Genomic DNA, 24,647 nt, shown 5'->3' on the forward strand with positions numbered 1-24,647 from the left:
CGACGGGGAGACCACCATGGATGCACGCAACTCCCGCCGCCGGCGGGTGCCGCAGGACAGCCCCGCCGCGAAGAAAGCCACGGCCGGTCGCGCCACCGCGCCGAACACCAAGGCCACGGGCCGACCGCCCCGGGCCACACAGCCCGCCCGCACCAGCAGCCGGGGCCTGGCGCGCCGCATCGGCGACAACGTCGCCGATTTCCTGTCTCGCCCCAGCGTCGACTACACGATGCTGCTTATCATCACCGGTGCGCTCACCTTCGTCGGCCTCATCATGGCGGCGAGCATCACCGGCCCGTCGTCGTTCTACGACGACTCCGGCCAGTACATCTCCGGTGCGAGCGTGTACGGGCAGTTCCTGCGCCAGTTCATCATGGTGTGCCTCGGAGCCGTGGCGTTCTACTTCGCGCTGCGGATCTCCCCGGCGCAGCTGCGGCGCTTCACCCCGGCACTCATGGTGCTGGCGGTGGTGTTGCTGCTGCTGGTGTTCACCCCGCTCGGTATCGGCGAGGCGGAGAAGGGCTCCCAGTCGTGGCTGAAGTTCGGCCCGCTGCGCCTCCAGCCCAGTGAGGTCGCCAAGGTGGCCCTGGTGATGTGGGGTGCCGACTGGCTGGCCGGCCGCCGCGCCCGTCTCATCCCGCTGCTCGACCGGGTCGACAGGCTCATCGTCTACACCGGCATGATGGTGCTGGTCTGTGGCCTCATCTTCGCCGAAAACGACCTCGGTATGACCCTGACGGTGCTTGTGGTGGGCTCCATCGTGGTGTTCCTCGGCGGCGCCTCCTACAAGTCCATCGGCAGCGCCCTGGCGCTGTTCGTGCCGCTGGCGCTAGCGTTCATCTGGTTCGGCCACGGCTCCTCCGGCAACAACTTCCGCGCCTCCCGCCTGCAGACCTTCCTCGACGGTTTCACCGGCGACTTCGCGAATACCCAAAACGAGGCCTTCCAGTCCTACCAGGGGTTCCTCTCCCTGGCTGAGGGCGGGCTGTTCGGTGTCGGTGTGGGCCAGTCGCGCGCGAAGTGGTTCTACCTGCCGGAGGCGAAGAACGACTTCGTCTTCGCCATCGTCGGCGAGGAGCTCGGCAGCGTCGGCGCCATCATGGTGCTGCTGTTGTTCGTGTTCCTCGGGTTCTTCGGCCTGCGGGCCGCCCGCCGCAACGCCGACCCCTACCTGCGGTTCTTGGCCGGTGGCCTGGTGCTGGGCATCGTCTTCCAGGCGTTGTACAACATCGGCTACGTCGTCGGCCTGCTGCCGGTGACGGGTATTCAGCTGCCGCTGATCTCGGTGGGAGGTACCTCCACGATCATCACCTTGGCCTCCCTGGGATTGGTGGCGAACTGTGCCCGCCACGAGCCGGAGCACGTCTCCGCGATCGCGGATCGGGGCCGCAGCAACTTCGACAAGTGGTTGGGTTTGCCCGCACCCCGCCCGTACCGGGCAGATGCCCCGGAGGAGCCCACCCGGCGCCGCCCCCGCGGTGGCGAGGATGCGTCCGCGCGCAGGACTGCTGGGGAGGACACCGGTCGGGGGTCGCGTACCGCAGGCTCTGCTGCGCGCACCTCCCGGCAGCCGCGCAGCAGCCGGCAGGTGCCGGTGACCGCCCGTGGCCGCGCGGCGCGCAGCAGTGGCGGGGCCGCCGGCACCCCGCCCCGCGGCCGGGGGCGTTTGGGCGCCGACAGTGCGCACGAGGACACGCCCCGCCGGGCCCGGGGCGCGGTGCGCCGCGAACGGACCGAGTACGAGCCGCGTGACCAGCGCCGCTCTCCCCGGGAGCAGCGCCGCACCCCGCGCGGCGGCCAGCGCCGCGGGCGCGGCACGGACCGCCGCTAGCGCACGCGGGTGCGTGGGCCTTGAGTCGGTGCGTGTGCCGCGCACGGTTGTCGCAGGTGGGGCGCGCCGACGTTTCGCAGCGGGGTTGAACCACCGAGCGGGCCTAGACTGGACAGCTAGAGCTCGGCTGCGCGCCGGCGCTTGCTTTGTCTTTTTGCTCCCCGACGTTTGTCCCCAAGGTGGTGGAAGTTCCAGTTGAGCACCCCAACGAGCCCGCATCCCACAACGCCCCGGCCGCTGCGCGTCGTCGTCGCTGGCGGCGGTACCGCCGGCCACATTGAGCCCGCGCTGGCGGTCGCGGACGCGCTGCGCACCCACTTCGACGCCGACGTGGTGGCCCTGGGCACGCCTAAAGGTTTGGAAGTTGACCTCGTCCCCGCCCGCGGCGTGGAACTTAAACTCATCGACCCGGTGCCGGTGCCCCGCAAGCCGAGCCTGGCGCTGCTGAAGCTGCCGGGCCGGGTGGCGGCCGCCGTGCGGCAGACCCGCGAGGTGCTGCGGGCGCATTCCGCTGACGCCGTCATCGGTTTCGGTGGCTATGTGTCCGCCCCGGCGTACCTGGCGGCCCGCAGCCTCAAGCTGCCGTTCTTCGTGCACGAGTCCAATGCCCGCGCGGGCCTGGCCAATAAGCTCGGCGTGGCGTTGGGCGGCGTGGGGCTGAACGCGGTGCCGAACTCGGGCCTGGCCGGCGACGTGGTGGGCGTGCCCATCCGCGCCGAGCTGGCGGCCACCGATCCGGGTGTGCTGGCCGAGCGCGCGCAGCGCGGCTACGCGCACTTCGGCCTCGATCCGGCCAAGCGCACCCTGCTCGTCACCGGCGGGTCCCAGGGCGCGCAGTCCATCAACGGCGCGGTGCAGGCCGCCGCCCGGGAGATCACCGACCAGGGTTTCCAGATCCTCCACGCGGTGGGGAAGAAGAACCCCCTGCCGGAGGCACACCCCGGCTACGTGCCGGTGCCGTACATCGCCGAGATGGATTTGGCGCTCGCCGTCGCCGACATGGTGGTGTGCCGCTCCGGGGCGATGACGGTGGCGGAGACCACCGCCGCCCGGGTGCCGGCGGTGTATGTGCCGCTGCCGCACGGCAACGGCGAGCAGGCGCTCAACGCCGAAGCCGTGGTGGCCGCCGGCGCGGCCCGGTTGGTCGCCGACGCGGAGCTGTCGCCCGAGGTGGTGGTCCGCCACGTCACCGAGATCCTGGGTGACGCCGATCAGGCGGCCGCGATGCGGCACGCGGCAAGTGCATCGGAGGCGGGCAACGCCGCCGAAGTCATCGCCCGCCGTATCGCCGACGCGGTGGCCGCCCGCCGCAGCTAGCCCCGCGGGCATCTCGCCCTGGTCGCGGTGACTGTTCTTTCTCTTCTTCTCCTGCGCGTCGTGGGTGGCCGCCTCTGGCTGCCGCGAGGTGCACCAAGCTTTTCGTGTTGTTTTTATGTTTGTCTCCCCGCTTCCCTCCCGCGCTGCGCGCGCGGGTGTGGCCGCGGGGAGCCAGTGAAGGTGTGTCATGACTGACTCTGCTGCCCCCACCCCCTCCACCACCCCGGAGGACACCACCCCCGTGGATCTGTCCCGCGTGCACCTCATCGGTATCGGTGGCGCCGGGATGTCGGGCGTGGCCCGGATTCTGCTCGCCAAGGGGGCCACGGTCACCGGCTCCGATATGCGGGATTCCCGCATCGTGTTGGCGCTGCGCGCCATGGGCGCGGATGTTGCTATCGGGCATGAGGCCTCGAACCTCACCCTGGGTGGGCAGTTGCCGACGGCGGTGGTGACGAGTTTCGCGGCGATCCCGCAGGATAACCCCGAGCTGGTGGCCGCCAAGGAGCACGGCATTCGGATCCTGCGCCGCTCCGACCTCTTGGCCGAGCTCATGAGCGAGTACACGGAGCTGCTGCTGGCCGGCACGCACGGCAAGACGTCGATGACGTCGCTGTCGGTGGTCGCCCTGCAGGCCGCGGGCCTGGATCCGAGCTTCGCGATCGGCGGACAGTTGAACAAGGCGGGCACGAACGCCCACCACGGCACCGGCGATATTTTCGTCGCGGAGGCCGACGAGTCGGATGCCTCGCTGCTGCGCTACCGGCCGACGATCGCGGTGGTCAACAATGTCGAGCCGGATCACCTCGACTACTTCCACACCGCGGAGGCCTACTACGAGGTCTTTGATAAGTTCGCCGACCGCATCACTCCGGAGGGCACGCTCGTGGTGTGCCTCAACGACGAGGGCGCGGCGGCCCTGGGTGAGCGGGCGCAGGCCCGCGGCATCCGGGTGGCGGGCTACGGCCTGCAGGCGGATGCGGACGCCCACCCGGACATCCCCGCCCGAGCCATCATCACCTCGTTTGAGGTCACGGACTTCGGCACGAGCTTTGACTGCCGGGTGGACCTCGAGGGGCAGGACTCGCAGGAGGTGCACGTCGACTGCCACGTCCCCGGCGAGCACATGATGCTCAACGCGGCGGGTTCCCTCCTGGCCACCGCCCTGGCGGGTGGCGACGTGCAGCGCCTCGCCGAGGGCCTGAGTGGGTTTACCGGTGTGCGCCGCCGCTTTGAGCACCGTGGCACCATCGCCGAGGGCCCGTTCCTGGGTGCCCGGGTCTTCGACGATTACGCCCACCACCCGACTGAGGTGGCGGCGGTGCTCAAGGCCTCCCACGCGAAGCTGCAGGCCCAGGGGGAGGGCGGCCAGGTTGTCGTCGTGTTCCAGCCGCACATGTACTCCCGCACCGTGGAGTTCGCGCAGGAATTCGCCGACGCCTTGTCGCTGGCGGATAAGGTCATCGTCCTGGACGTCTACGGTGCCCGGGAGCAGCCGGTGCCGGGTGTGGACGGGCGCACCATCTCCGACAAGGTCAGCGCCGAGGTGATCTACGAGCCCGACATGTCGAAGGTGGCCGAGCGCGTGGCCTCCGTCGCGCAGCCCGGGGACCTGATCCTCACCATGGGTGCGGGGTCCGTGACGATGCTCGCCGACGATATTCTCGAACGCCTCGCCTACGGGGAGTAACCCCCGTCCGCCTCGGCACGCCCGCCACCCGCGGCGGGCTGTGTGCCGCTGTTCGCCCGCCCCAATTTCTTTTGCGCCCCAAGGACACCCCGCATGCCTCACATTCCGGACCCCGCCCGCGAGAACGACCCCGCCGACATCCGCGTGGATGACGCTGCAGCGCAGCGCGCGGTCGAGGAGGCGACGGGTGGGTCGGGGTGGCGGCAGTTGGCGCTGCGCACCAAGATCGCTTTCGGCGCCGGTGCGCTCATCGTCGCTGGTGTGATCATCGGGGTGCTGCTCATGGCGGTGCCGGTGCTGCAAGTCCGCACCATCACCGTCGAGGGCAACACCAATACCCCCTACCAGCAGGTCGTCGACGCGACCGGCATCCAGGAGGGGGATAACCTGCTGCGCATCGACATGGGGCAGGCGGTCCGCAACGTGGTTGCCTTGCCGTGGGTCGTCAAGGCGGAGATCCACCAGCACGCCCCCGACACGGTGGACGTCACCGTGCAGGAGCACGAGCCGTTGTTGTTCCTCCGCGCCCCGGAAGGGGAGATCCTCGTCGATACCAAGGGGGCGAAGTTCGTCATCGCCGCGCCCCCGGCCGGCACCGTCGAGGTCATCGGCACCGACGGGGAGGATCAGCAGGTGTTGCAGGCGGCGGCCCACGTGGTGGCGAGCCTCGCGCCGGAGGTGCGCGCCCAGGTGGAGGCCATCGACATCACCTCCCCGGAGCGGATCACCCTGCGGTGTACGCAGGAGCGCTCCGTGTACTGGGGCAGCAGTGAGGACGCGGAGCACAAAGCCCGCGTCACGGCGACGGTGTTGACCCAGCCGGGGCAGGAGTGGAACGTCTCCGACCCGTATTTGGTGACCCGCAAGGATTAACGTCCACGACGGCCGCGCTCCTGAAAAAAGGGCGCGGCCTTTGTCGTGCGCGGCGCACCACCCCACCACTCATGCGATTTTCCGCATGATGCAGATGGCGACACGCGCGGGGCCTGAATCGACTGTGATGTTGCCCACTCCTTGCCGGGGTGTGGGATGGGGGCCCGGATGTGGCGGGGGAGGGGTGATGCTGCGCGGCGGCGCGTCGCCCACGTGACGCCGATGCGGCACGTGGTGCGTACGGGGCGTGTGGTGCGATCGCCTGTGGGGTGCGTGGCGCGTACCGGCGGGGAATCTGTCGGGGTATATGTGCCCTGTGCGGGCAATGGACGGGCGCTGGTGCGTGGAGTCTGCGGCGTCGTCTTGTGGTGTGGGGGTGGCGTGGGCGCTAGATGTTGGGGTTCGCGCCTGTCGTGGCGGTCGGGTGTGGGGTGCGGGGGTGGCGGCGGTTCTTGCCGGGCGGGGCGGGTGCGCTGCGTTATGGGGTGTCGCTCACTGACTGTGTGGCGGTGGCGCGGGCCATAGTGGGCGGCTGGTAGAAAGCGTCGAGCAAGTGGTGGGTGGGTGCCCTAAAACCGCAGGTGAAAAACCCTAAAGTAAAGCTTGAGGGTAAGACACGCGGGTCAAAATGTGCGCCGAAAACGCTCGCCCGTGCTTCAAGATGTAAACCAACCAAGAAGCCCCTCCAACCGGAAAAGCGAGACTTCCCCCTATGACTTCGCCGAACACCCCGAGCCCGAACTACCTGGCCATCATCAAGGTCGTTGGTGTCGGTGGCGGCGGCTGCAACGCCGTCAACCGCATGATCGAGCAGGACCTGAAGGGTGTTGAGTTCATTGCGATCAACACCGATTCGCAGGCCCTGATGTTCTCCGACGCTGATGTGAAGCTGGACATCGGCCGTGAGGCCACCCGTGGCCTGGGTGCCGGCGCCGACCCGAAGGTCGGTGAGACCTCGGCGCAGGATCACAAGGAGGAGATCGAAGAGACCCTCCGCGGCGCGGACATGGTGTTCGTGACCGCTGGCGAGGGTGGCGGCACCGGCACCGGCGCCGCCCCGGTCGTGGCGTCGATCGCGAAGAAGCTCGGCGCGCTGACCGTCGGCGTGGTCACCCGCCCCTTCGGCTTCGAGGGCAAGCGCCGCACCCGCCAGGCGCAGGAGGGCATCGCTGAGCTCGCCGCCGTGTGTGACACCCTCATCGTCATCCCGAACGACCGCCTGCTGGCGCTTGACGTCGACGACCTGTCCATGATGGACGCCTTCCGCAAGGCGGACGACGTGCTGCACAACGGCGTGCAGGGCATCACCGACCTCATCACCACCCCGGGCATGATCAACGTCGACTTCGCCGACGTGCGCTCCGTCATCAGTGATGCGGGCTCCGCGCTCATGGGTATCGGCTCCGCATCGGGCCCGGACCGCGCTACTGAGGCCGTGCACCACGCCATCAACTCCCCGCTGCTGGAGACCTCCATGAACGGCGCCCGCGGCGTGCTCATGTCGATCGCCGGCGGCTCCAACATCGGCCTCAAGGAAGTCAACGCCGCAGCCTCTGTCGTGCGAGACCTCTGCGACGAGGACGCCAACATCATCTTCGGCACCGTCCTCGACGACAACCTCGGCGACGAAATCCGCATCACCGTCATCGCCGCTGGCTTCAACGAGGACATCAAGGGCGAGAAGGCGGCGGGCGCGCTGGCCGCCGAGGCGGAGCAGAAGAAGCAGGCCGCCCAGGTCAACCAGCCGCTGCAGCAGCCGACCCCGGACGCCTTCGTCGCCGACACCAACCCCACCCCGGCTCCCGCCGCGCAGCCGGTCGTCGCCCCCCAGCCCTCTGTGGAGCCCGCCCCCTCGCTGTCCTTCACCAACCCGCGCGCCGGCGAGTACGCCGCCCCGCAGCAGCAGGACATCCACCGCGAGCCCGCTCAGCCGGCCCAGCCGGTGGCCCAGCCGCAGCCGACCCACCAGCAGCTGCCCCCGCAGCAGCCGGTGCAGCCGACCCCGCCTGCGCAGCCGCAGCGCCCGGGCCTCTACACCGACCGCACCTCCTACGAGGCGCCCCGCCAGCACCCCCGCGAGGAGCGCCACGGCCGCGATACCAACCGCGACCTTGAGGTGCCGGACTTCCTCTAAGGGCGCGTGAACGGCCCTGGGGGCGCGCTGCGCGCCCCGAAGGTCGGCACCCACTGCCCCCTGGGACTTCTTGGTGTGACACACCCCGGTGTGTCGTCCCAGTGCACAGACTCCACCTGCACGCCCCGCGCATGCCGGTGGAGCCCGCGCATGGGCCGATACCTCAGCCTTACCCCCTTTTTTCTTCTTCCCGCCCGTGGAGTGGCTTTGTCCCCGCCGATGGGCCGAACTTGTCTCCCATCCACCCCTGCCCGCTGAGACACCCGCCATGCGCGGTTGGTTCTGGGGCAGCGATTGTTCAAGGACGCAGAAACACATGGCCTCACCTGCTCCCACCGGGCCCGAAGCACACGACGCGGACGTCGAGTACGCCGGCGGCCTCCCCCCGGAGCAGCGGCCCGTGCGCACCCTGTACACCAACCGCCACGGCGGGGTGAGTACCGGTGCCTACGACTCCTTCAACCTGGGCGACCACGTCGGTGATGACCCTCAGCATGTCGCCGCCAACCGCGCCCGCCTGGCCCGCATCGCCGACCTACCCCCGGAGCGGATGGTGTACATGGAGCAGCTCCACACCAATACCGTCACCCAGGTCGACGAGCCTGTGGGCGGGCCCGTGCCCGCCACGGATGCCCTGGTGACGACCACAGCAAAGCTCGCGCTCGTGGTGCTCACCGCCGACTGTGTGCCGGTGGTGTTCTCCGACCCGGTGCACGGCGTCGTCGGCGCCGCGCACGCCGGACGCCTGGGCGCGCGCAATGGCATCGTGCCCCGCACGGTGGCCGCCATGCAGGATCTCGGGGCCCGCCCGGAGACCATCCACGTCCTCATTGGGGCGGCGGCCTCCGGCGCGCTCTACGAGGTGCCGGAGGCGATGGCCCGCGATGTCGAGCAGCACCTGCCCGGCAGTCGGGTCACGACACGGGCTGGCACCGCGGGGCTCGACCTGCGACGAGGGATCGTCCACCAGTTGGCGCAGCTCGGGATCGACAACGTCACCGTCAACCCGGAGTGCACCATCACCGACGACAACTACTTCTCCTACCGCCGGCAGGGCACCTGCGGGCGGCAGGCGACCCTGGGGTTCCTCACCGGAGCCCCACTGCAGGCGCTGTAACGGCGCCCACCGGTGCCCGTGTGTGGCGTGCGAGTGAATGCGCGCGGCACCCACGGGCCCACCCCGTCCCGGCCGCGGCCGGGGCACTCATATCCGAACTTGTGGTGGTTGAAGTGAGCCTTCGCCACCGAGGGATTGGAACATAAAAAATCCCTAAAAACGGTGCGTGTCAGCAGCAGAAATCCTGCCCGCTGAGCTACCGTGGACACCGCCCGCACGGCGCTTGTGTTTCTCCCCCGCACTATGGGGGAACACGCAGGATCCGGGGCGTCGCCCGTTTGTTTTGTCTTCCCCCGCACGAACGCGAAAAAACCTCGAGGAACCACGATGACCATGATGAACTACCTGAAGGACTACTTCGGCCTCCGTCCCGGTGCCTACACCGGCCCGGAGAGCTACGCCGAGTATGAGGACTTGGTCGCCCGCCCGGAGATGGCGCCCGCGGACATGATCCGCCCCGCCACCGATGTCGTCGTCACCGTCGTGGTGGATTCCTTCCGCGATTGCCCGCTCATCGGCGACCCCTTCAAGCAGGGCGACGCGGTTATCTTCGACCTGAGCAACATGGCCTACGACGAAGCCAAGCGCGTCTTCGACTTCGCCACCGGCCTGGCCTTCGGCCTGCGGGGCACGCTGCGTCGCCTCGACGACAACGTGTGGGCGCTCATGGATAAAAACCGCCTGTTCACCGACAACGAACTCCTCAAGGCCTACCGGGGCGACTAAACGCTCCCGTTCACGCGGGTACTGCGCCTGCCCCCACCAGCGTTCCCACACCCCGCAATCTGCGGGGGAGTGGAAGGCGGGTGGATCCTCGTGCAGGCGCGTGCAGAGCAACGCCTCTTCCAGTCAGGTGACCACCCCCCGGTGACGCCGCGTGCCTCCCGGGGCTTTCGCATGTCAGGGGCGTGGCACGTGCGGGCGTGGTGCCCTCCGGCCAGGCGCAGGACCCTTTCTGCGCGGCGGTCAAGTATGGTGGGCGCTTGTGGAAAACGTCGCACTCATCGCTCTCGTCGCCCTTCAGCTGTACTCCTACATCGTGCTGGGCCGCATCATCATCGAAATGATCGCGTCCTTCTCCCGCGACTTCCGGCCCCCGGCTTGGTTCGCCACCATCAGCGAGGTGCTCTTCGTGCTCACCGACCCGCCGCTGCGGGCGCTGCGCCGCCTCATCCCGCCGGTGCGTCTCGGCAACGTGGGCCTCGACATGGGTGTGCTGGCACTGTTCCTGCTCATCATGGTCGCGCAGTTCATCATTCAGCGCGTCTTCCTTTAAGCCACACCCCCGAGTCTTGCGCGCTCAGACCCGCCGCCACGATGGTGGTGTGCCAGGTGCTCTCGCAGGCACCTGACACCACTGCATAGGACTCCCACGGCCCGCAGCCGCTTTTGAGGCTGCGGGCCTTTGTCGTGCAGAGACGTGCAGAGACGTGCAGCAGCCCCGTGTCCTCGGGGCGGAGGGTGTGGGCGGGGGAGGTGTGTGCGACTGGCTGCGCCCGAGTGCGGCTGACGGGTGTCGCTTCAGCAGTCACGGGGTGTGGGCCCCATGGTGCGCCACGCCCATGCGAAACCTTTTATGGATTCTTCGGGTGGGGCGGGCGGAAAAATCCATCTTTCGTGTGACCCCCGCGAAAATTACACATATTCGCATTCGAATTGGGTGGGTGCAGTGCGTCATCTTCGGTGGCGCGCACCGCGCGGTGGGGTGAGCGCGCGTGGTCGGCACGTCTGCCCGGGCACCCGCGGGGCGTGCCCCGCCGGCCTGCGCCGAGTGTGGCGGCAGATACGCAGGTAGTGCGGCGTGTGTGCTGGTCGCAGTCCCGGGCGGGCGCAGCACACGCTGTTGGCACGTGATCCTCGGCCGTGGGAGAGGAGTGGGATGAGGCTCGTGGCCTGGGGGTGGGCGCGCGGCGGATGGCACCGCGTGGAAAACTTCGCAGGTCCCAGCGTGTTGCGCAGCCGCGTGCGGGGGCAATTCGTGCAGGATGGGCAGGTGGATGGTGGCGCGCACCCGATGTGCGTCACCACAGCGGTGGAGTGCTGTTGCATCTCCTGCCGCAGGCCGCACCCCGCGATCGTCGGGGTGTGTGTGGTCTGCGGCAAGCCCTGTCCCGTGGTGGGTGACCAGGCCATGATCGCCTGCCACGACAGTTCTCCACCAGCCCGCAGCACCACGACACGGTGCGTGTCTGCGGGGCGTGCGAGCCGTGAAGCATTCCGAATATCGGGGTGTGTGACGTTTCGCGCATCACCTGCGCGCTACCCCCGATGCAGGGGGTAGATAGCCGGTGTGAAGTTGTGTATTTTTCGGACACAGCCCACAATTGGCCTAGGTTTACACGCACTGACGGGTGTGCCTGGGTACACTTGTCGGGTAACAACTTCTTCATGAATCTTCGTCAACGGCACATGTGCGGCGCTTGCCGCGTTTGGGCCATGTAGGAAAGGTACGTTCATGCCGCTGACTCCAGCCGACGTGCACAATGTCGCATTCAGCAAGCCGCCGATCGGAAAGCGTGGCTACAACGAGGACGAGGTCGACCAGTTCCTCGACCTCGTTGAGGACACTCTGGGCCAGCTGCAGGAAGAAAACGCTGACCTGCGCCAGCACGTGGAAGAGCTTGAGGCCGAACTGAAGGGCAAGGGTGGCGCGACCGCCGCTGCTGCTGCCTCGAAGGGTGACGCGAAGGTCGACACGGCTGCTCTCCGCAAGGAGATCGAGGCTGAGCTGCGTGCCGAGTACGACAAGAAGCTCGCCGACGCGACCAAGGCCACCGAGAAGGCTCAGGCTGAGGCGAAGGCTGCCCGCGAGGAAGCTGCCGCAGCGAAGAAGAACGCCGCTGCCGCACCGGCACAGGCTGCCGCCGTGGCCGCACCCGCCGCCGAGCAGGGCGAGATGGCGACCGCCGAGACCCACATGCAGGCCGCTCGCGTCCTGGGCCTGGCCCAGGAGATGGCCGATCGTCTCACCAACGACGCTCGCGCCGAATCCAAGTCCATGCTGGACGATGCGCGCACCGCCGCCGAGAAGACCATCTCCGACGCTAACGCCTCCTCCAAGGCCACCCTCGAGTCCGCGAAGACCGAGGCTGCCAACACCCTGGCTGACGCTCGCGCCCGCGCCGACAAGGCTGTCGCTGAGGCGACCGAGAAGTCCGAGACCATGGTGGCTCAGGCCAAGGAGAAGTCTGAGACCATGATCGCCGAGGCGACCGCCCAGTCCGAGGCTCAGATCAAGCAGGCCACCGACAAGGCCAACGCCCTGCAGGCCGACGCGGAGAAGAAGCACACCGACATCATGGCGACCGTGAAGAAGCAGCAGACTGCTCTCGAAGCACGCATCGCCGAGCTGTCCACCTTCGAGCGCGAGTACCGCACCCGCCTCAAGAGCTACCTGGAGAGCCAGCTCGCCGAGCTGGAGACCCGCGGCACCGCCGCCCCCGCCGGCTCCCCGGACAACTCCTAACTCACGCTTACTCCCCGCCTCAGGGGAGAACCCCCGCACCCCCGCTTCCCGTGGCGCGCACGCGCCAAGGGCAGCGGGGGTGTCGTCATGCCCGGGGGTGTGCGGGTCGGTGCGCTAGAATCACCCCCTGGTGCCCGGCGCAGAGCTGCGCCCGGACACCACCTGTTCAATGACTTTTTCTCCCCGCGCGCGCCGCGTCCGGGGTTCGCACTGGAGGCGAGGAAAGCAATGCTGGTTGCGGCGATTGTGTGCGCACTCATCGGCTTCGGCCTCCTCGTGGTCGCCGTGCAGTCCACCAGCGACATCTACCTCTACCTCCTCCTGGCAGATGTGCTTATTGGCCTGGTGCTCTTCACGCTTGACCACATGGCCAAGCGCAGGTAGCTTAAATCCCAACAACGTGCGCATTGATCCAGCGATCACTGGGAAGCGCCCCGGAAGAACGCAGCCGCCTTGATTCATGTGCGGTGGCTAGTAGAACCGGGCGAGGCGGGGGTCGATATTCCCCGAGGAGTAGCTCTCGTGGTGGCTGTTGCACCCGGGGGAGTGCTCGCACTGTGACCTTTTGAACACACCAACGAAGTGGGGTGTCCTGCTCCTCCTTCGCGCCGCTGACGCGCGCGCCAAGGGAGGAAAGGGGCACCCAAGCAGGGTGGTACCGCGCGGCACGCGTCCCTGCATCGTGCACCGCCCGCACCCGTCGCATCCGCGGCAGGTGGGGGCGTTTGGATGACAACGCACACCTGACACACCCCGCACTTGTGCGGCGGTCGTCAGACTAAGGTTTTTCGTCCTCCAGGTCACTGCGCGCACGCACGCCACACACCCGAGCGCTGCCCGAAGACCCACCCTGTCGCGCCCCCTGTTTTTTCAGGGGTGCTGTGCAGCAGGTGGGCCGCGGCACCGTGGAGCGGTGGGCGGGGGTGCTTCGCAGGGGGCTTGCGGGGGCGTGGAGTAAGAAGGACGCACACGTTATGGCTGACACTGGCTCGGTGTACCCCAAGGTCGATCTGACCGGCGGGTCCAGCAAGTTCCCCGACATGGAGGCGCAGGTGCTGCAGTTCTGGCAGCAGGACGGCACCTTCCAGGCCTCCATCGACCAGCGTGAGGGGGCCGAAGAGTACACCTTCTTCGACGGCCCGCCCTTCGCTAATGGGTTGCCGCACTACGGTCACCTGCTGACCGGCTACGTCAAGGACATCATCCCCCGCTACCAGACGATGCGGGGCAAGAAGGTCGGCCGTGTCTTCGGCTGGGACTGCCACGGCCTGCCCGCAGAGCTGGAGGCGGAAAAGCAGCTGGGCATCAAGGACAAGGGCGAAATCGAGTCCATGGGCCTGGAGAAGTTCAACGAGTACTGCGCCACCTCGGTGCTGCGGTACACGGAGGAATGGAAGGACTACGTCACCCGCCAGGCCCGCTGGGTGGACTTCGACAACGGCTACAAGACCATGGACATGGACTTCATGGAGTCCGTCATGTGGGCGTTCAAGACCCTCTACGACAAGGGCCTGATCTACCAGGGCTTCCGCGTGCTGCCCTACTCCTGGGCGGAGCACACCCCGCTGTCCAACCAGGAAACCCGCATGGATGACTCCTACCGCATGCGTCAGGATCCGACGCTCACGGTGACGCTGCCGCTGACGGGCGCCAAGCCCGGCACCGCCGCGGAGAACACCTGGGCGGAGCACCCGGCACTGCACGACGCGGCCGCCATCGCCTGGACCACCACCCCGTGGACCCTGCCGTCGAACCTGGCGCTCGCCGTCAACCCCGAGGTCACCTACGCCCTCGTCGAGGTCGGCGAGGACGGGCTGGAGGAGTTCCGGGGCAGCAAGCTGCTGCTCGCGGAGAACCTCATCGGCGCCTACGCCAAGGAGCTCGGCAAGGAGCACACCGTGGTGGAGACCTTCCCCGGTTCCGCGCTGGCGGGCCTGACCTACACCCCGGTGTTCGACTACTTCGCCGACCACCCGAACTCTTTCCAGATCCTGGAAGCAAGCTACGTCACCACCGAGGACGGCACCGGTATCGTCCACCAGGCGCCCGCCTTCGGTGAGGACGATATGAACACCTGTGACGCCTACGGCATCGAGGTCGTCATCCCCGTCGACATGGACGGCAAGTTCACCTCCCTGGTGCCCGACTACGAAGGCCAGCTCGTCTTCGACGCCAACAAGGACATCATCAAGGACCTCAAGGCGAAGGGCCGGGTGCTGCGCCACCAGACCATCGAACACTCCTACCCGCACTCCTGGCGTTCCGGGGAGCCGCTCATCTACATGGCGCTGCCGAGTTGGTTCGTCGCCGTGACGAAGTTCCGCGACCGCATGGTCGAACTCAACCGGGAGCAGATCGAGTGGATGCCCTCCCACATCCGCGACGGCCAGTTCGGCAAGTGGCTGGAGGGTGCCCGCGACTGGAACATCAGCCGTAACCGCTACTGGGGTTCCCCCATCCCGGTGTGGGTGTCCGACGACGACAACTACCCCCGTGTCGACGTCTACGGGTCCCTCGACGAGCTGGAGCGCGACTTCGGTGTGCGCCCGACCTCCCTGCACCGCCCCTACATCGATGAGCTGGTGCGCCCCAACCCCGACGATCCGACCGGCAAGTCGATGATGCGCCGCGTCCCGGAGGTGCTGGACTGCTGGTTCGAGTCCGGTTCCATGTTCTTCGCGCAGAAGCACTACCCCTTCGAGAACAAGGACTGGTGCGAGACGCACTTCCCGGCCGACTTCATCGTCGAATACTCCGGGCAGACCCGCGGCTGGTTCTACACCATGCACGTGCTCGCCACCGCCCTGTTTGATCGGGCCGCCTACTCCAAGGTCGTCGCCCACGGCATCGTGCTCGGCGACGACGGGCTGAAGATGAGCAAGTCGAAGGGCAACTACCCCAACGTCAACGAGGTCTTCGACCGCGACGGCTCCGATGCGATGCGCTGGTTCCTCATGAGTTCGCCGATCCTGCGCGGCGGCAATCTCATCGTCACCGAGCAGGGCATCCGGGAGGGTGTGCGCCAGGCGCTGCTGCCGATGTGGAACGCCTACAGCTTCCTCACCCTGTACTCCTCGAAGGCCGCGTCCTTCGACACCAGCTCCGACAACGTCCTCGACCGCTACATCCTCGCCAAGACGCACAACCTGGTGGCCGCGGTGCAGGAAGCCCTCGATGATACGAACATTGCGCGCGCCTGCGATGAGGTGCGCTGGTTCTGCGACGCGCTGACCAACTGGTACGTGCGCCGCTCCCGGGAGCGTTTCTGGGCGGGCGACGACGCCCACCCGGAGGCCTTTAACACCCTCTACACGGTGCTGGTGACTCTGTGCCGGGTGGCGGCCCCGCTGCTGCCGTACGCGACGGAGGTCATGTACAAGGGGCTCACGGGCGAACGTTCCGTGCACCTGACGGACTACCCGCAGGCCGCCGACTACCCGGCCGACGATGCACTGGTGGCCGCCATGGACGAGACCCGTGCGGTGTGCTCCGCCGCGTCCTCGGTGCGCAAGTCCCACAAGCTGCGCAACCGCCTGCCGTTGCCGAAGCTCACCGTCGCCCTGCCGGACTCGGCAGCACTCGCCCCGTTCGCGGACATCATCCGCGACGAGGTCAACGTCAAGGACGTGCAGCTCACCGATGACGTGGACTCCGTCGGCCGCTTCGAGGTCGTCGTCAACGCCCGCGTCGCCGGCCCCCGCCTCGGGGGCGATGTGCAGCGCGCCATCAAGGCCGTCAAGGCCGGCAACTACACCCGCGAAGGCGACACCGTCGTCGCCGACGGCATCACCCTGGAGCCGGGCGAGTTCACCGAACGCCTCGTCGCCGTTGACCCCGACTCCACCGCCCAGGTGGAAGGCGTCGGCGGGCTCGTGGTGCTCGACATGACGCTGACCGAGGAACTGGAGGCCGAAGGCTGGGCGGCGGACGTGATCCGCGGCCTGCAGGACGCCCGCAAGGCCAGCGGCTTCGACGTGTCTGACCGCATCGCCGTGACCCTCGCGGTGCCCGAGGAGCGCCTCGAGTGGGCGCAGCGCCACCGCGACCTCATCAGTGGGGAGGTGCTCGCCGAGGACTTCGAGATCGTCGGCGGTGCCCTCGACGGTGAGACCCACCAGGTGGTCGACGGTGTGACCGCCGTCTGCCGCAAGGTCGACGCCTAACACCCCACGCGGGGCCGCACCCCGGCCCCCGCCGTGTACCCCCGCCGACGCCAGGTGCTCTTCTTCCTGGCGTCGGCGGGGTGTCGCGTACCTATGAGCCCCCGTTCCCGCCCCACGCCCACCGTGAATCCGTGAAGGAAGGTTGCCCCAGTCATGCCGACCGCCCATCGCCTCTCTGGGCACCCTGCAGCCCAGGCTGCCGCCGCCCCGGCGCTCATCGTGGCATCGGCCACGTCCCTCTATAGTGGTGCCGCCGTCGCCATCAGCCTGTTCACCCACCTGTCGCCCGTGACGGTGGCGTGGCTGCGCGTCGCCGTCGCCAGTGTGGTGCTCCTCGTGCTGTTTCGGCCCCGAAGGGAGCTTTTCGTCGGCACCCCGGGGCGTACGGCGGTGATTTTCGGGCTGGCGATGGTCGGCATGAACATGTGCTTCTATGAGGCAATTGGGCGGATTCCCATGGGGACCGCGGTGGCGATCGAATTCCTCGGCCCCGCCGTCGTCGCCGCCCTTGGCAGCCGCACCCTGCGGGACTGGCTCATCCTCGCCGCGACGGTCCTCGGCGTCGTCGCCGTCAGCGGCGCCCAGTGGCAGGGCAGCCCGCTGGGTGTGCTCTTCGCCCTCGGCGCGGCGACCGGCTGGGCGCTGTACATCATCGCCGGGGTGAAAATCGCCAATGCGGGCCTGTCGAACAAGTCCCTCGGCATTAGCTTCCTCTACGCGGCGGTGCTCACCAGCCCGGTGCTGCTGGTCACCTGGCCGGGGTGGACGGTGCCCGTGCCGACGCTTGCGGGCATGGCGCTTGCGCTGGCGGTGCTGTCGACGGTGTTGCCGGCGATGTGCGATCAGCAGGCCATGCGGATTGCCGGGCGGGACGTGTTCTCCGTGCTCTCGGCGCTCTACCCCGTCACCGCCGCCGTACTGGGCTGGCTGGTGCTCCACCAGTCGCTGACGCCCGTGGAGATCTGCGGGATTGGGCTTGTCGTGGTGGCGGTCGCGCTGCGGAAAACTCCCCAGCGCCCCGCCCCGGGTGGCCGCCGCCGCGAAGACGCAGCGATGCCTCGCGAGGATCCGGCCGAGGCCTCAGGTGCCGGTTCCTGCTCAGACGGGTAGACCCCGGGCCTGTACTGTGTGTGCCTGAGAACCCATGACAGTACCCAGCGAACCCACAGCCACGCCGCCTGACGCAGGCGAACTCGCCGCACAGGCTCACAGCAGTGGCGCGCCCACCCAGCCGCGCCGCTGGGTGCTGCACATCGACATGGATGCGTTCTTCGCCTCCGTGGAGCAGCTCACCCGCCCCACCCTGCGGGGCCGGCCGGTGCTCGTCGGCGGTGTCGACGGGCGCGGCGTGGTCGCTGGCGCCTCCTACGAGGCCCGGGCGTTCGGGGTGCACTCGGCGATGCCGATGTGGCAGGCGAAAAAACTCGCCGGTTTTTCTTCCGTCACGGTACGCCCCCGGCGGGCCGTCTACGTCGCCGCCAGCCGCAGAGTATTCGACATCATCTCCCGCGCCGCCGGCGTGGTCGAGCAGCTCTCCATCGACGAAGCCTTCCTTGAACCCGCCCACCTCCAGGGCGCAGACGCCTCCGAGGTCGTGGCCTGGGCGGAGGCACTGCGCGCGGAGATTGCGGCCACAACCGGCCTGCCGAGCTCCGTCGGGGCGGGCTCCGGGAAGCAATACGCCAAGATCGCCTCCGGGCTGGCGAAACCCGACGGGGTGCACGTCATCCACCACGCCACCCAGCAGGAACAGATCAGTGTGCTGCCCGTCCGCAGCCTGTGGGGGATTGGGCCCGTCGCGGAAGCCAAACTGCACTCCGCCGGGATCCGCACTATCGGCGACTTCGCCGCACTGCGGCGCGCGGACGCAGTCCGGCTGCTGGGGCAGGCTGCGGGCAGTAGTCTCCACGAACTGGCCCAGGGGCGCGACGATCGGCCCACCGCCCCGCGGAAGGAAGCAAAGTCCATCGGCGCGGAGCACACCTACCCGCAAGACCTCACCACCACCGCGCACACCGATGAGGCCTTGCGGCGGGCCTTCGACGCGGCACTCCGCCGCTTCCGCAAAGACCCGCGCGGCGCGAAAACCGTCACCGTGAAAATCAAGCTGTCGGACTTCTCCCAGCACACCCGCAGCGCCACCCTGCCGCACCCCACCAGCGACGAAGACGTGCTGTGGCTGCAGGCCACCACCCTGGTGCGCTACCCGGCGGACGTGGGCCCCATCCGGCTCGTCGGCGTGAGCTTTTCCAACCTGGAGCACGCCCACCAGCAGGTCATGTTCCCCGAACTCGACCGCCTGCTGGTCACCACCCGGCAGGAGCATCAGCTGGCCCGCGATGCGGAGCGCGCCGCCGAGTGGGAGGCCGGGATGACGATGCCGCAGCCAGCACCCACAGACGCCTCCGGCGCGGAGGGCGGGGAGGACGCGGGCCCGCAGCCCACCCACGAGTGGTGGCCCACCCGCGACGTGTGGCACCCCGACTACGGCCACGGGTGGGTGCAGGGCTCCGGGCACGGGGTCGTCAGCGTGCGCTTTGAAACCCGCACCACGACGACCCCGCGGGCGCGCAGCTTCGCCGTCGACGATCCCCTCCTGGAGCCGGCGGACCCGCTGGATAGCCTCGAGTGGGGCTTAGGCGAGCGGGAAATCGCAGCCGCACTTGCCGCCCGGGAGCCCGCGGAGGATGCGCGCGCCGGGCACAGCGACGAGGACCCCGGCGACGCCGTACCCGGGAGGGAAGACCGCACGGTAGGGGAGGAGCTACCAGAGGGCTGATATGCCGCCTCCCCCGGCAGTACCCGCCCTGCCGGGGGAGGCGGGCGGGCGCGGGGCCGCGTGAGAAGGGTGGGGCGTGGGCGACGGGCGAGTGTTTAGAACAGGGTGGCCGGGTGGTGGCCCGTGGCCACAGCGATGGCCAGCAGCACGCGGGCCTGCGGGGCGCGGAAGTAGGTGGAGCCCACCGCGCCCTTCGCGTTGAGGGTCGCGCCCCCGCCGGCCCCGCCGTAGGCGCCGAACACCTCGCCGCGGGGTACTCGGGTGGTGATGACGACGGGAATGTCGCGCTCCAGGGCGCGGCCCAGGGCCGCCCCCATCGCGGAGCCCACATTGCCGGAGCCCATGGCCTCCACGACGATGCCCTGGGTGCCGGCCGCGATCGCCGCATCCACGAGGTCGCCGCTCGCGCCGGCGTAGGCGTTGATGGTATCGACGCGGATCCCGTCGAGCTGGTGCGGGACAATCGGTAGCGGGCGGGTGGGCTCCTCGGGGCCGTTGGTGGCGAACGCCAACTCGTCACTGGTGTGCCACTTCGTCGCGCCGCGGGCGGGCAGCACCGCATGCCCGAAGACGATGAGAGCACCAATATCGCGGGCGGAGGGATCTGCGGCGATGACGACTGCCTCGAAGAGGTTGCCGGGGCCGTCGGACTCCGGGTGGTCGTAGGAGCGCTGCGCGCCGGTGAACACCACCGGGCGGGGATCGTTGTGGAAGGTGTCCACCGCGATGGCGGTCTCCTCCATGGAGTCGGTGCCGTGGGTGACGACCACGCCGGCGACGGTGTCGTCCTCCAGGATGGTGTGGACTGCCTCGACGATCTCGTCGATGTCGGCAAACGTCATCGACGCGGAATCCATGCGGGTGAGTTCCTGCACGCGGATCTCCGTGCCGGTGCCCTCGAAGCGGGCGCGCACCGGGGCGACGAGTTCCTCCCCGGACACCGTGGGAAGAAGCTCCCCCTGGGGGACGTGGGTGCAGGCAATGGTGCCGCCCGTGGTGAGCACCACGATGGCCTTCGCCGGCTGCTGGTCGGTGGGCGCGGAAACGTCTGCGGGGGAAGTCATGCACAACATGCTGCCATATGCATACGCCCCGCGGCAGGGCGGCCGCTGCCCCCGCAGGGGGCCGCACCCCGGGCGCGGTGCTGCGGCGGTCATGCTCCTGCGGTGGCGCACATCTGCAAACCACAGCCGTGCATTCGATTCACATCCGTCACAGGTGTACCATGAGTGCGTTGTGTGTGCAGGACGACTGCCACCACCCCACGCTGATCCCTGCCAGGCGCCCCGGCGCCGGGAGGGCACGTACCCCACCTTCTGTGGCACCCCGCGCCGCCTCGCGGCGCCGGGGTTGCCACGTGCAGACGCACCCTGTGTGCGGTGCACGAGGGTGTGGGACACCCTGCCGCCCACCGCGCCACCGGCGGTGGGGGAGCTTGTGAAAGTACCCCCAAGGAGAAACATGAAGACACCCAAGGCTGCTGCCGCCGCCGCACTCGTCGCCTGCGTCGTGACGCTGGGCGCGTGCTCGAGCGACAAAAACGACGAGGCTCCCGCCACCAGCACCACCGCCACCACCGCCGCGGAGGCCACCACCACGACCGCCGCCGCCATGGCCGACGCCCCCACCGCAGAGGAACTCAACGAGGTCCTCAACCGCGCCACCGACCCGGCGCTGCCGGTCGAAGAGAAGATCATGACCGTGCAGGACGGCGACACCGCGCCCGAACTGTTCGAGACCATGACCCGCTCCAAGGAAGAGTCCGGCGCCGTGTTCCAGGTCGTCAACCCGGTGCTGCCGGGCTACACCCCGAACTCCGCACTGGCGACCGTGTCCTTCACCCTCCCGGAGCGCCCCGCCCAGACCGCGGAGAACGTCGAGTTCGTCTACGAGGACGGCGCCTGGAAGCTGTCCCGTTCCTGGGCCTGCACCCTGATCACCAACACCGTGACCCCGGACCAGGTTCCGGCGATGTGCCAGTCTGAGGTCGCCCCCGCGCCCGCCGCCCCGGCACCCGCCGCCGATGCGGAAGCCCCCGGCGAGGTCGCCGCGGACACCCCCGCCGACGCCCCGGCCGAGAACTAAACCCGCCGCCTGCGGCCATCACGATCGCAGGCCCCATGCGGCACAACGCCCCGTGGCACCTCACCAGGTGCCCCGGGGCGTTCGTCATGCCACACCTACCCCTGGCGCGCGTGAGACCACCCCCGGGGGAGGCGGGGTGTGCCGTGACGAGAAAGAATCACGGGCTCTTCCATACCTCACCCATGAAGGTGGTCTCGGCGTGTGCGAAAGCGCCGCGCGGTCGCGGGCCCTGGTGCGCGAGCTCCTGAGGTCGGGCCAGCGGCGCGCGGTGCTTTCGTGCTTAGGAATGTATGCGACCGGGCGCGTGCGTGGGGGCGATTTGGGAAGAAAATTTTTCTCTCGCGCCCCTCTCGCGCCACCGCGCATCACAACGCGCAGCGGCCCCGCGGGGCAGCCGTGACGGCTCGGATGGCGTCGTGCCCGAGGGGCGCCGCGCTGGCCCGAAGGGGTTGTGCGCTGCGACTTTTTCGCTCGTGCTGGCCGGCAGTGCAGTGGCGTGGGGCCGGGTATGCCGCAGGGGATCGCGCCGCTGTGGGGGCGATGCGGCCGGTTGGGGGAGGGGCGAAAAAATTTCCCCACGCTACCCCCGGATAGGGGTGATGTGGGGAGTGGGACGGGAATCAGTGCCCGCAGTGGTGTGTGTCCGCGGCGGGCGTGGGGGCCTAGCCGGCGGTGGGCTGCGGGGCGTAGTCGACGAGGAAGCTCGTGTCCTGCACGACCCGCTGCGTGGCGTCGGGGGTGTCCTCCCCGTAGATCACCCGGGTAATCGCCTCGATCGAGCCGCTCGTCGGCAGCGGCTGCGACAGGTCCACCGTCAGGCTGCCGCGGGACAGCGTCTCCGAGCTCAACACCTTGAGCTCCCCCTCGCGGCCCACGCTGCCCAGGTCGAGGGCGGACTGGGTGGGGCGCTGCGTGAGAGTGACATCGACCTCGGCGCGGTCCCCCTCCAGTGCTGTGAGGGTCAGCGTGGTGTGCTGCAGCAGGGCGTTGCTGCCCGGCACCCGGGAATCCAACTCCCACACCGCGCCCACACCAATCGGCTCGGCGGGAAACACCACCGGCGTCGCCAGCTGCGCCATGAGCAGGGACTCCACCACCGCCCGGCCCGCATCGGTGGCGTCCTGCGGGGCGGACAGGGACACGGTGCGCACCTGCCCGGTGTCGGCCACCGCCATCGCCATGGAGAACCCATCGGCCGCGGCGACGACGTCGCCCGCCCGCGACAGATCATCGAAGCGCCCCTGCCCCAGGGTGAGCGTCACCATGCGGGTGTCCTCAGCGTGCACCGTGCGGGCCGTGTACGGCACCGACAGGCCCGTGACCTCCGATTCCTGCGCCGGCAGCGGCGAGGTCGAGGCGTCGCCGATGCCTTGGGTGAACCCCTGCGCCAGGCGCAGCTTGCCCTCCTGGGTCTGTGGGGCCTCCCCGGCGGGTGCGCGGTAGGCCAGGACGCGCTTATCGCCCTCGCCGGGGGTGACGAGCGTCAGCTTCGCCGCATCCACCTCCAGCGGGGCGCTGCCCTCACCTGCGACGGCGGCATCCTGGGCGCCCTCGTCCTGAGAACAGGCCGACAGTCCCGCGGCCAGGGTGCACGCCAGCACCATCGCCGCCACGCGGCGCGGAACAGACGCGAGCCTCGGGTGCGCGGCAGTGCGGCGGGGCGGGACAGACAGCGGGAAGAGAGCGGCGGCGGAGGATGTCATAAACCACAAATCTACCCGGCCCGTCTCCCCGGCACGCCCCAGGGTGTGACAAGATGGGCGGGTGCCGAAGACCCACCATGTTCCCCTCATGCTGCTCATCGCCGCCGGTGTGGTGGCGCTTGATCAGCTGAGCAAAGCGATGATCCTCGCCACCCAGACCCCCGGGGTGCCCACCCCCATCGTGGGCGAGATTGCCCGGCTCTACCTCACCTTCAACTCCGGTGCGGCGTTTTCTTTCGGGCGCGACCACACCTGGGTCTTCACCCTCATCCAGGCGGCCTTCGTCCTGGGCGCGGCCATCGCCGCACCCCGGATCACCACCCGCGGCACTGCGGTGGGCACCGCCCTGATTGCCGGCGGCGCCGCCGGCAACCTCATCGACCGACTCTTCCGCGCCCCCGGCTTCCCCGTGGGGCACGTGGTGGACTTCATCTCGATCGGTCATTTCGCCATCTTCAACCTGGCCGACGCGGCGATCACCTGCGGCGCCTCACTCATCGTGGTGCTGGTGTTCCTCCAGCCGGATGCTCCCGCCGACGCCCCGACGACAGGACAGACGCATGCGTGACGTACGACAGCTTCCCGTGCCCGACGGCCTGGCCGGCATGCGGGTGGATGCGGGGCTCGCGAAACTTCTCGGCATCTCCCGCACCGTCGCCGCAGAGCTCGCGCAGGCCGGCGACGTGCTCCTCGACGGGGTGGCCCTGGGCAAGTCCGACCGGCTGGTGGCCGACGCGTGGCTCGTGGTCACCCTGCCTGAGGCACCCGCGCCGCTCCTGCCGACCGCCGAACCCGTCGAGGGCATGACGATCCTGTACTCCGACGACGACGTCATCGCCGTCGACAAGCCTGTCGGTGTCGCCGCCCACCCCACCGTCGGGTGGGAAGGCCCCACCGTCGTCGGCGGGCTCGCGGCCGCCGGCTACCGCATTTCCACCTCCGGGCCCCCGGAGCGCCAGGGCATCGTGCAACGCCTCGACGTCGGCACCTCCGGGGTCATGGTCGTCGCCGCCAGCGAGCGGGGCTACACCCACTTGAAGCGAGCGTTCCGTGACCGCACCGTCGACAAGACCTACCACGCCCTCGTGCAGGGCCACCCGGACCCCCTGTCCGGCACCATCGAAGCCCCCATTGGCCGGCACCCCTCGGCGGGGTGGCGGTTTGCGGTGACGACCGACGGAAAGCACTCGGTTACCCACTACGACACCCTGGAGGCCTTCCGGGAGGCCACCCTCGTCGACGTCCACCTGGAGACCGGCCGCACCCACCAGATCCGCGTGCACTTCTCGGCCCTGCACCACCCGTGCTGCGGGGACCCGATGTACGGCTCCGACCCGCAGCTCAGCGCCAAGCTGGGGTTGGAACGCCAGTGGCTGCACGCGGTGTCCCTCGGGTTCACCCACCCCGCCGATGGCCGCCGCATGCTCATCGAAAGCCCCTACCCGGACGACCTGCAGCACGCCCTCGACGTGCTGCGCGCCGACTAGCG

At 69.0% G+C, this 24,647-nt stretch carries 18 protein-coding genes; 16 read left to right on the forward strand and 2 right to left on the reverse strand.

The window, feature by feature from the left end; all coding sequences use genetic code 11:
- The first annotated feature begins 16 nt into the window (after positions 1 to 16).
- From C1Y63_RS07825 to C1Y63_RS07880, 13 genes are all read left to right on the forward strand, one after another.
- Entirely contained in the window at positions 17 to 1,831 is a 1,815-nt protein-coding gene (locus C1Y63_RS07825) for an FtsW/RodA/SpoVE family cell cycle protein (protein WP_146128897.1), read from the forward strand.
- Between the two features lie 195 nt (positions 1,832 to 2,026).
- The gene (murG, locus tag C1Y63_RS07830; RefSeq protein WP_106015903.1) at positions 2,027 to 3,148 is read left to right on the forward strand and encodes an undecaprenyldiphospho-muramoylpentapeptide beta-N-acetylglucosaminyltransferase; all 1,122 of its coding nucleotides are present in this window, start codon (positions 2,027 to 2,029) and stop codon (positions 3,146 to 3,148) included.
- Between the two features lie 187 nt (positions 3,149 to 3,335).
- A complete protein-coding gene (gene murC / locus C1Y63_RS07835; RefSeq protein WP_106015904.1) occupies positions 3,336 to 4,838 on the forward strand; it encodes a UDP-N-acetylmuramate--L-alanine ligase in 1,503 nt (500 codons plus the stop codon).
- A 93-nt stretch (positions 4,839 to 4,931) separates the two neighbouring features.
- Positions 4,932 to 5,711, forward strand: a complete 780-nt coding sequence (locus C1Y63_RS07840; RefSeq protein WP_106015905.1) for a cell division protein FtsQ/DivIB — start codon at positions 4,932 to 4,934, stop codon at positions 5,709 to 5,711.
- 712 nt (positions 5,712 to 6,423) lie between these two features.
- On the forward strand, positions 6,424 to 7,845 hold the full coding sequence (gene ftsZ / locus C1Y63_RS07845) for a cell division protein FtsZ (protein WP_233195646.1): 1,422 nt from the start codon (positions 6,424 to 6,426) through the stop codon (positions 7,843 to 7,845).
- 316 nt (positions 7,846 to 8,161) lie between these two features.
- Complete coding sequence (pgeF, locus tag C1Y63_RS07850) at positions 8,162 to 8,962, forward strand: peptidoglycan editing factor PgeF (protein ID WP_106015906.1); 801 nt, start codon at positions 8,162 to 8,164, stop codon at positions 8,960 to 8,962.
- 327 nt (positions 8,963 to 9,289) lie between these two features.
- Complete coding sequence (gene sepF / locus C1Y63_RS07855; protein WP_158256117.1) at positions 9,290 to 9,688, forward strand: cell division protein SepF; 399 nt, start codon at positions 9,290 to 9,292, stop codon at positions 9,686 to 9,688.
- Between the two features lie 259 nt (positions 9,689 to 9,947).
- Complete coding sequence (locus tag C1Y63_RS07860) at positions 9,948 to 10,238, forward strand: YggT family protein (protein ID WP_106015908.1); 291 nt, start codon at positions 9,948 to 9,950, stop codon at positions 10,236 to 10,238.
- A gap of 1,179 nt (positions 10,239 to 11,417) precedes the next feature.
- Positions 11,418 to 12,428 (forward strand): DivIVA domain-containing protein, encoded by a 1,011-nt coding sequence (locus C1Y63_RS07865; protein ID WP_106015909.1) that lies wholly within the window; start codon positions 11,418 to 11,420, stop codon positions 12,426 to 12,428.
- A 228-nt stretch (positions 12,429 to 12,656) separates the two neighbouring features.
- On the forward strand, positions 12,657 to 12,812 hold the full coding sequence (locus C1Y63_RS12850) for a hypothetical protein (RefSeq protein WP_199189088.1): 156 nt from the start codon (positions 12,657 to 12,659) through the stop codon (positions 12,810 to 12,812).
- Between the two features lie 590 nt (positions 12,813 to 13,402).
- Positions 13,403 to 16,591 (forward strand): isoleucine--tRNA ligase, encoded by a 3,189-nt coding sequence (ileS, locus tag C1Y63_RS07870; protein ID WP_106015910.1) that lies wholly within the window; start codon positions 13,403 to 13,405, stop codon positions 16,589 to 16,591.
- 153 nt (positions 16,592 to 16,744) lie between these two features.
- A complete protein-coding gene (locus C1Y63_RS07875) occupies positions 16,745 to 17,701 on the forward strand; it encodes a DMT family transporter (protein ID WP_106015911.1) in 957 nt (318 codons plus the stop codon).
- Between the two features lie 34 nt (positions 17,702 to 17,735).
- A complete protein-coding gene (locus C1Y63_RS07880) occupies positions 17,736 to 19,370 on the forward strand; it encodes a DNA polymerase IV (RefSeq protein ID WP_106015912.1) in 1,635 nt (544 codons plus the stop codon).
- A 95-nt stretch (positions 19,371 to 19,465) separates the two neighbouring features.
- On the opposite strand, the gene C1Y63_RS07885 is transcribed toward C1Y63_RS07880, so the two are convergent.
- Positions 19,466 to 20,434: an asparaginase gene (locus C1Y63_RS07885; protein WP_106015913.1), complete on the reverse strand. Its 969-nt coding sequence runs from the start codon at positions 20,432 to 20,434 to the stop codon at positions 19,466 to 19,468.
- Positions 20,435 to 20,831: 397 nt separating this feature from the next.
- Here C1Y63_RS07885 and C1Y63_RS07890 point away from each other — a divergent pair, with 397 nt between their 5' ends.
- A complete protein-coding gene (locus C1Y63_RS07890; protein WP_106015914.1) occupies positions 20,832 to 21,455 on the forward strand; it encodes a hypothetical protein in 624 nt (207 codons plus the stop codon).
- Between the two features lie 662 nt (positions 21,456 to 22,117).
- Here C1Y63_RS07890 and C1Y63_RS07895 read toward each other — a convergent pair.
- Entirely contained in the window at positions 22,118 to 23,158 is a 1,041-nt protein-coding gene (locus C1Y63_RS07895; protein WP_146128899.1) for a hypothetical protein, read from the reverse strand.
- A gap of 61 nt (positions 23,159 to 23,219) precedes the next feature.
- Between C1Y63_RS07895 and lspA the strand changes: the two genes are divergently transcribed.
- Together lspA and C1Y63_RS07905 are read left to right on the forward strand one after the other, a co-directional pair.
- A complete protein-coding gene (gene lspA / locus C1Y63_RS07900) occupies positions 23,220 to 23,726 on the forward strand; it encodes a signal peptidase II (RefSeq protein ID WP_369831033.1) in 507 nt (168 codons plus the stop codon).
- The gene (locus C1Y63_RS07905; RefSeq protein ID WP_106015916.1) at positions 23,719 to 24,645 is read left to right on the forward strand and encodes an RluA family pseudouridine synthase; all 927 of its coding nucleotides are present in this window, start codon (positions 23,719 to 23,721) and stop codon (positions 24,643 to 24,645) included. Before lspA ends, C1Y63_RS07905 begins: the two co-directional genes overlap by 8 nt.
- Positions 24,646 to 24,647 lie beyond the last annotated feature (2 nt).

Source organism: Corynebacterium sp. 13CS0277, from assembly GCF_002994655.1.
GTDB lineage: Bacteria > Actinomycetota > Actinomycetes > Mycobacteriales > Mycobacteriaceae > Corynebacterium.

Excerpts from the sequence above, each read along its gene's own strand:
- C1Y63_RS07825 (WP_146128897.1), top strand. The coding sequence starts at position 17 with ATGGATGCACGCAACTCCCGCCGCCGGCGGGTGCCGCAGGACAGCCCC.
- murC (WP_106015904.1), top strand. The coding sequence starts at position 3,336 with ATGACTGACTCTGCTGCCCCCACCCCCTCCACCACCCCGGAGGACACC.
- C1Y63_RS07840 (WP_106015905.1), top strand. The coding sequence starts at position 4,932 with ATGCCTCACATTCCGGACCCCGCCCGCGAGAACGACCCCGCCGACATC.
- ftsZ (WP_233195646.1), top strand. The coding sequence starts at position 6,424 with ATGACTTCGCCGAACACCCCGAGCCCGAACTACCTGGCCATCATCAAG.
- pgeF (WP_106015906.1), top strand. The coding sequence starts at position 8,162 with ATGGCCTCACCTGCTCCCACCGGGCCCGAAGCACACGACGCGGACGTC.
- sepF (WP_158256117.1), top strand. The coding sequence starts at position 9,290 with ATGACCATGATGAACTACCTGAAGGACTACTTCGGCCTCCGTCCCGGT.
- C1Y63_RS07865 (WP_106015909.1), top strand. The coding sequence starts at position 11,418 with ATGCCGCTGACTCCAGCCGACGTGCACAATGTCGCATTCAGCAAGCCG.
- C1Y63_RS12850 (WP_199189088.1), top strand. The coding sequence starts at position 12,657 with ATGCTGGTTGCGGCGATTGTGTGCGCACTCATCGGCTTCGGCCTCCTC.
- ileS (WP_106015910.1), top strand. The coding sequence starts at position 13,403 with ATGGCTGACACTGGCTCGGTGTACCCCAAGGTCGATCTGACCGGCGGG.
- C1Y63_RS07875 (WP_106015911.1), top strand. The coding sequence starts at position 16,745 with ATGCCGACCGCCCATCGCCTCTCTGGGCACCCTGCAGCCCAGGCTGCC.
- C1Y63_RS07880 (WP_106015912.1), top strand. The coding sequence starts at position 17,736 with ATGACAGTACCCAGCGAACCCACAGCCACGCCGCCTGACGCAGGCGAA.
- C1Y63_RS07885 (WP_106015913.1), bottom strand. The coding sequence starts at position 20,434 with ATGACTTCCCCCGCAGACGTTTCCGCGCCCACCGACCAGCAGCCGGCG.
- C1Y63_RS07890 (WP_106015914.1), top strand. The coding sequence starts at position 20,832 with ATGAAGACACCCAAGGCTGCTGCCGCCGCCGCACTCGTCGCCTGCGTC.
- C1Y63_RS07895 (WP_146128899.1), bottom strand. The coding sequence starts at position 23,158 with ATGACATCCTCCGCCGCCGCTCTCTTCCCGCTGTCTGTCCCGCCCCGC.
- C1Y63_RS07905 (WP_106015916.1), top strand. The coding sequence starts at position 23,719 with ATGCGTGACGTACGACAGCTTCCCGTGCCCGACGGCCTGGCCGGCATG.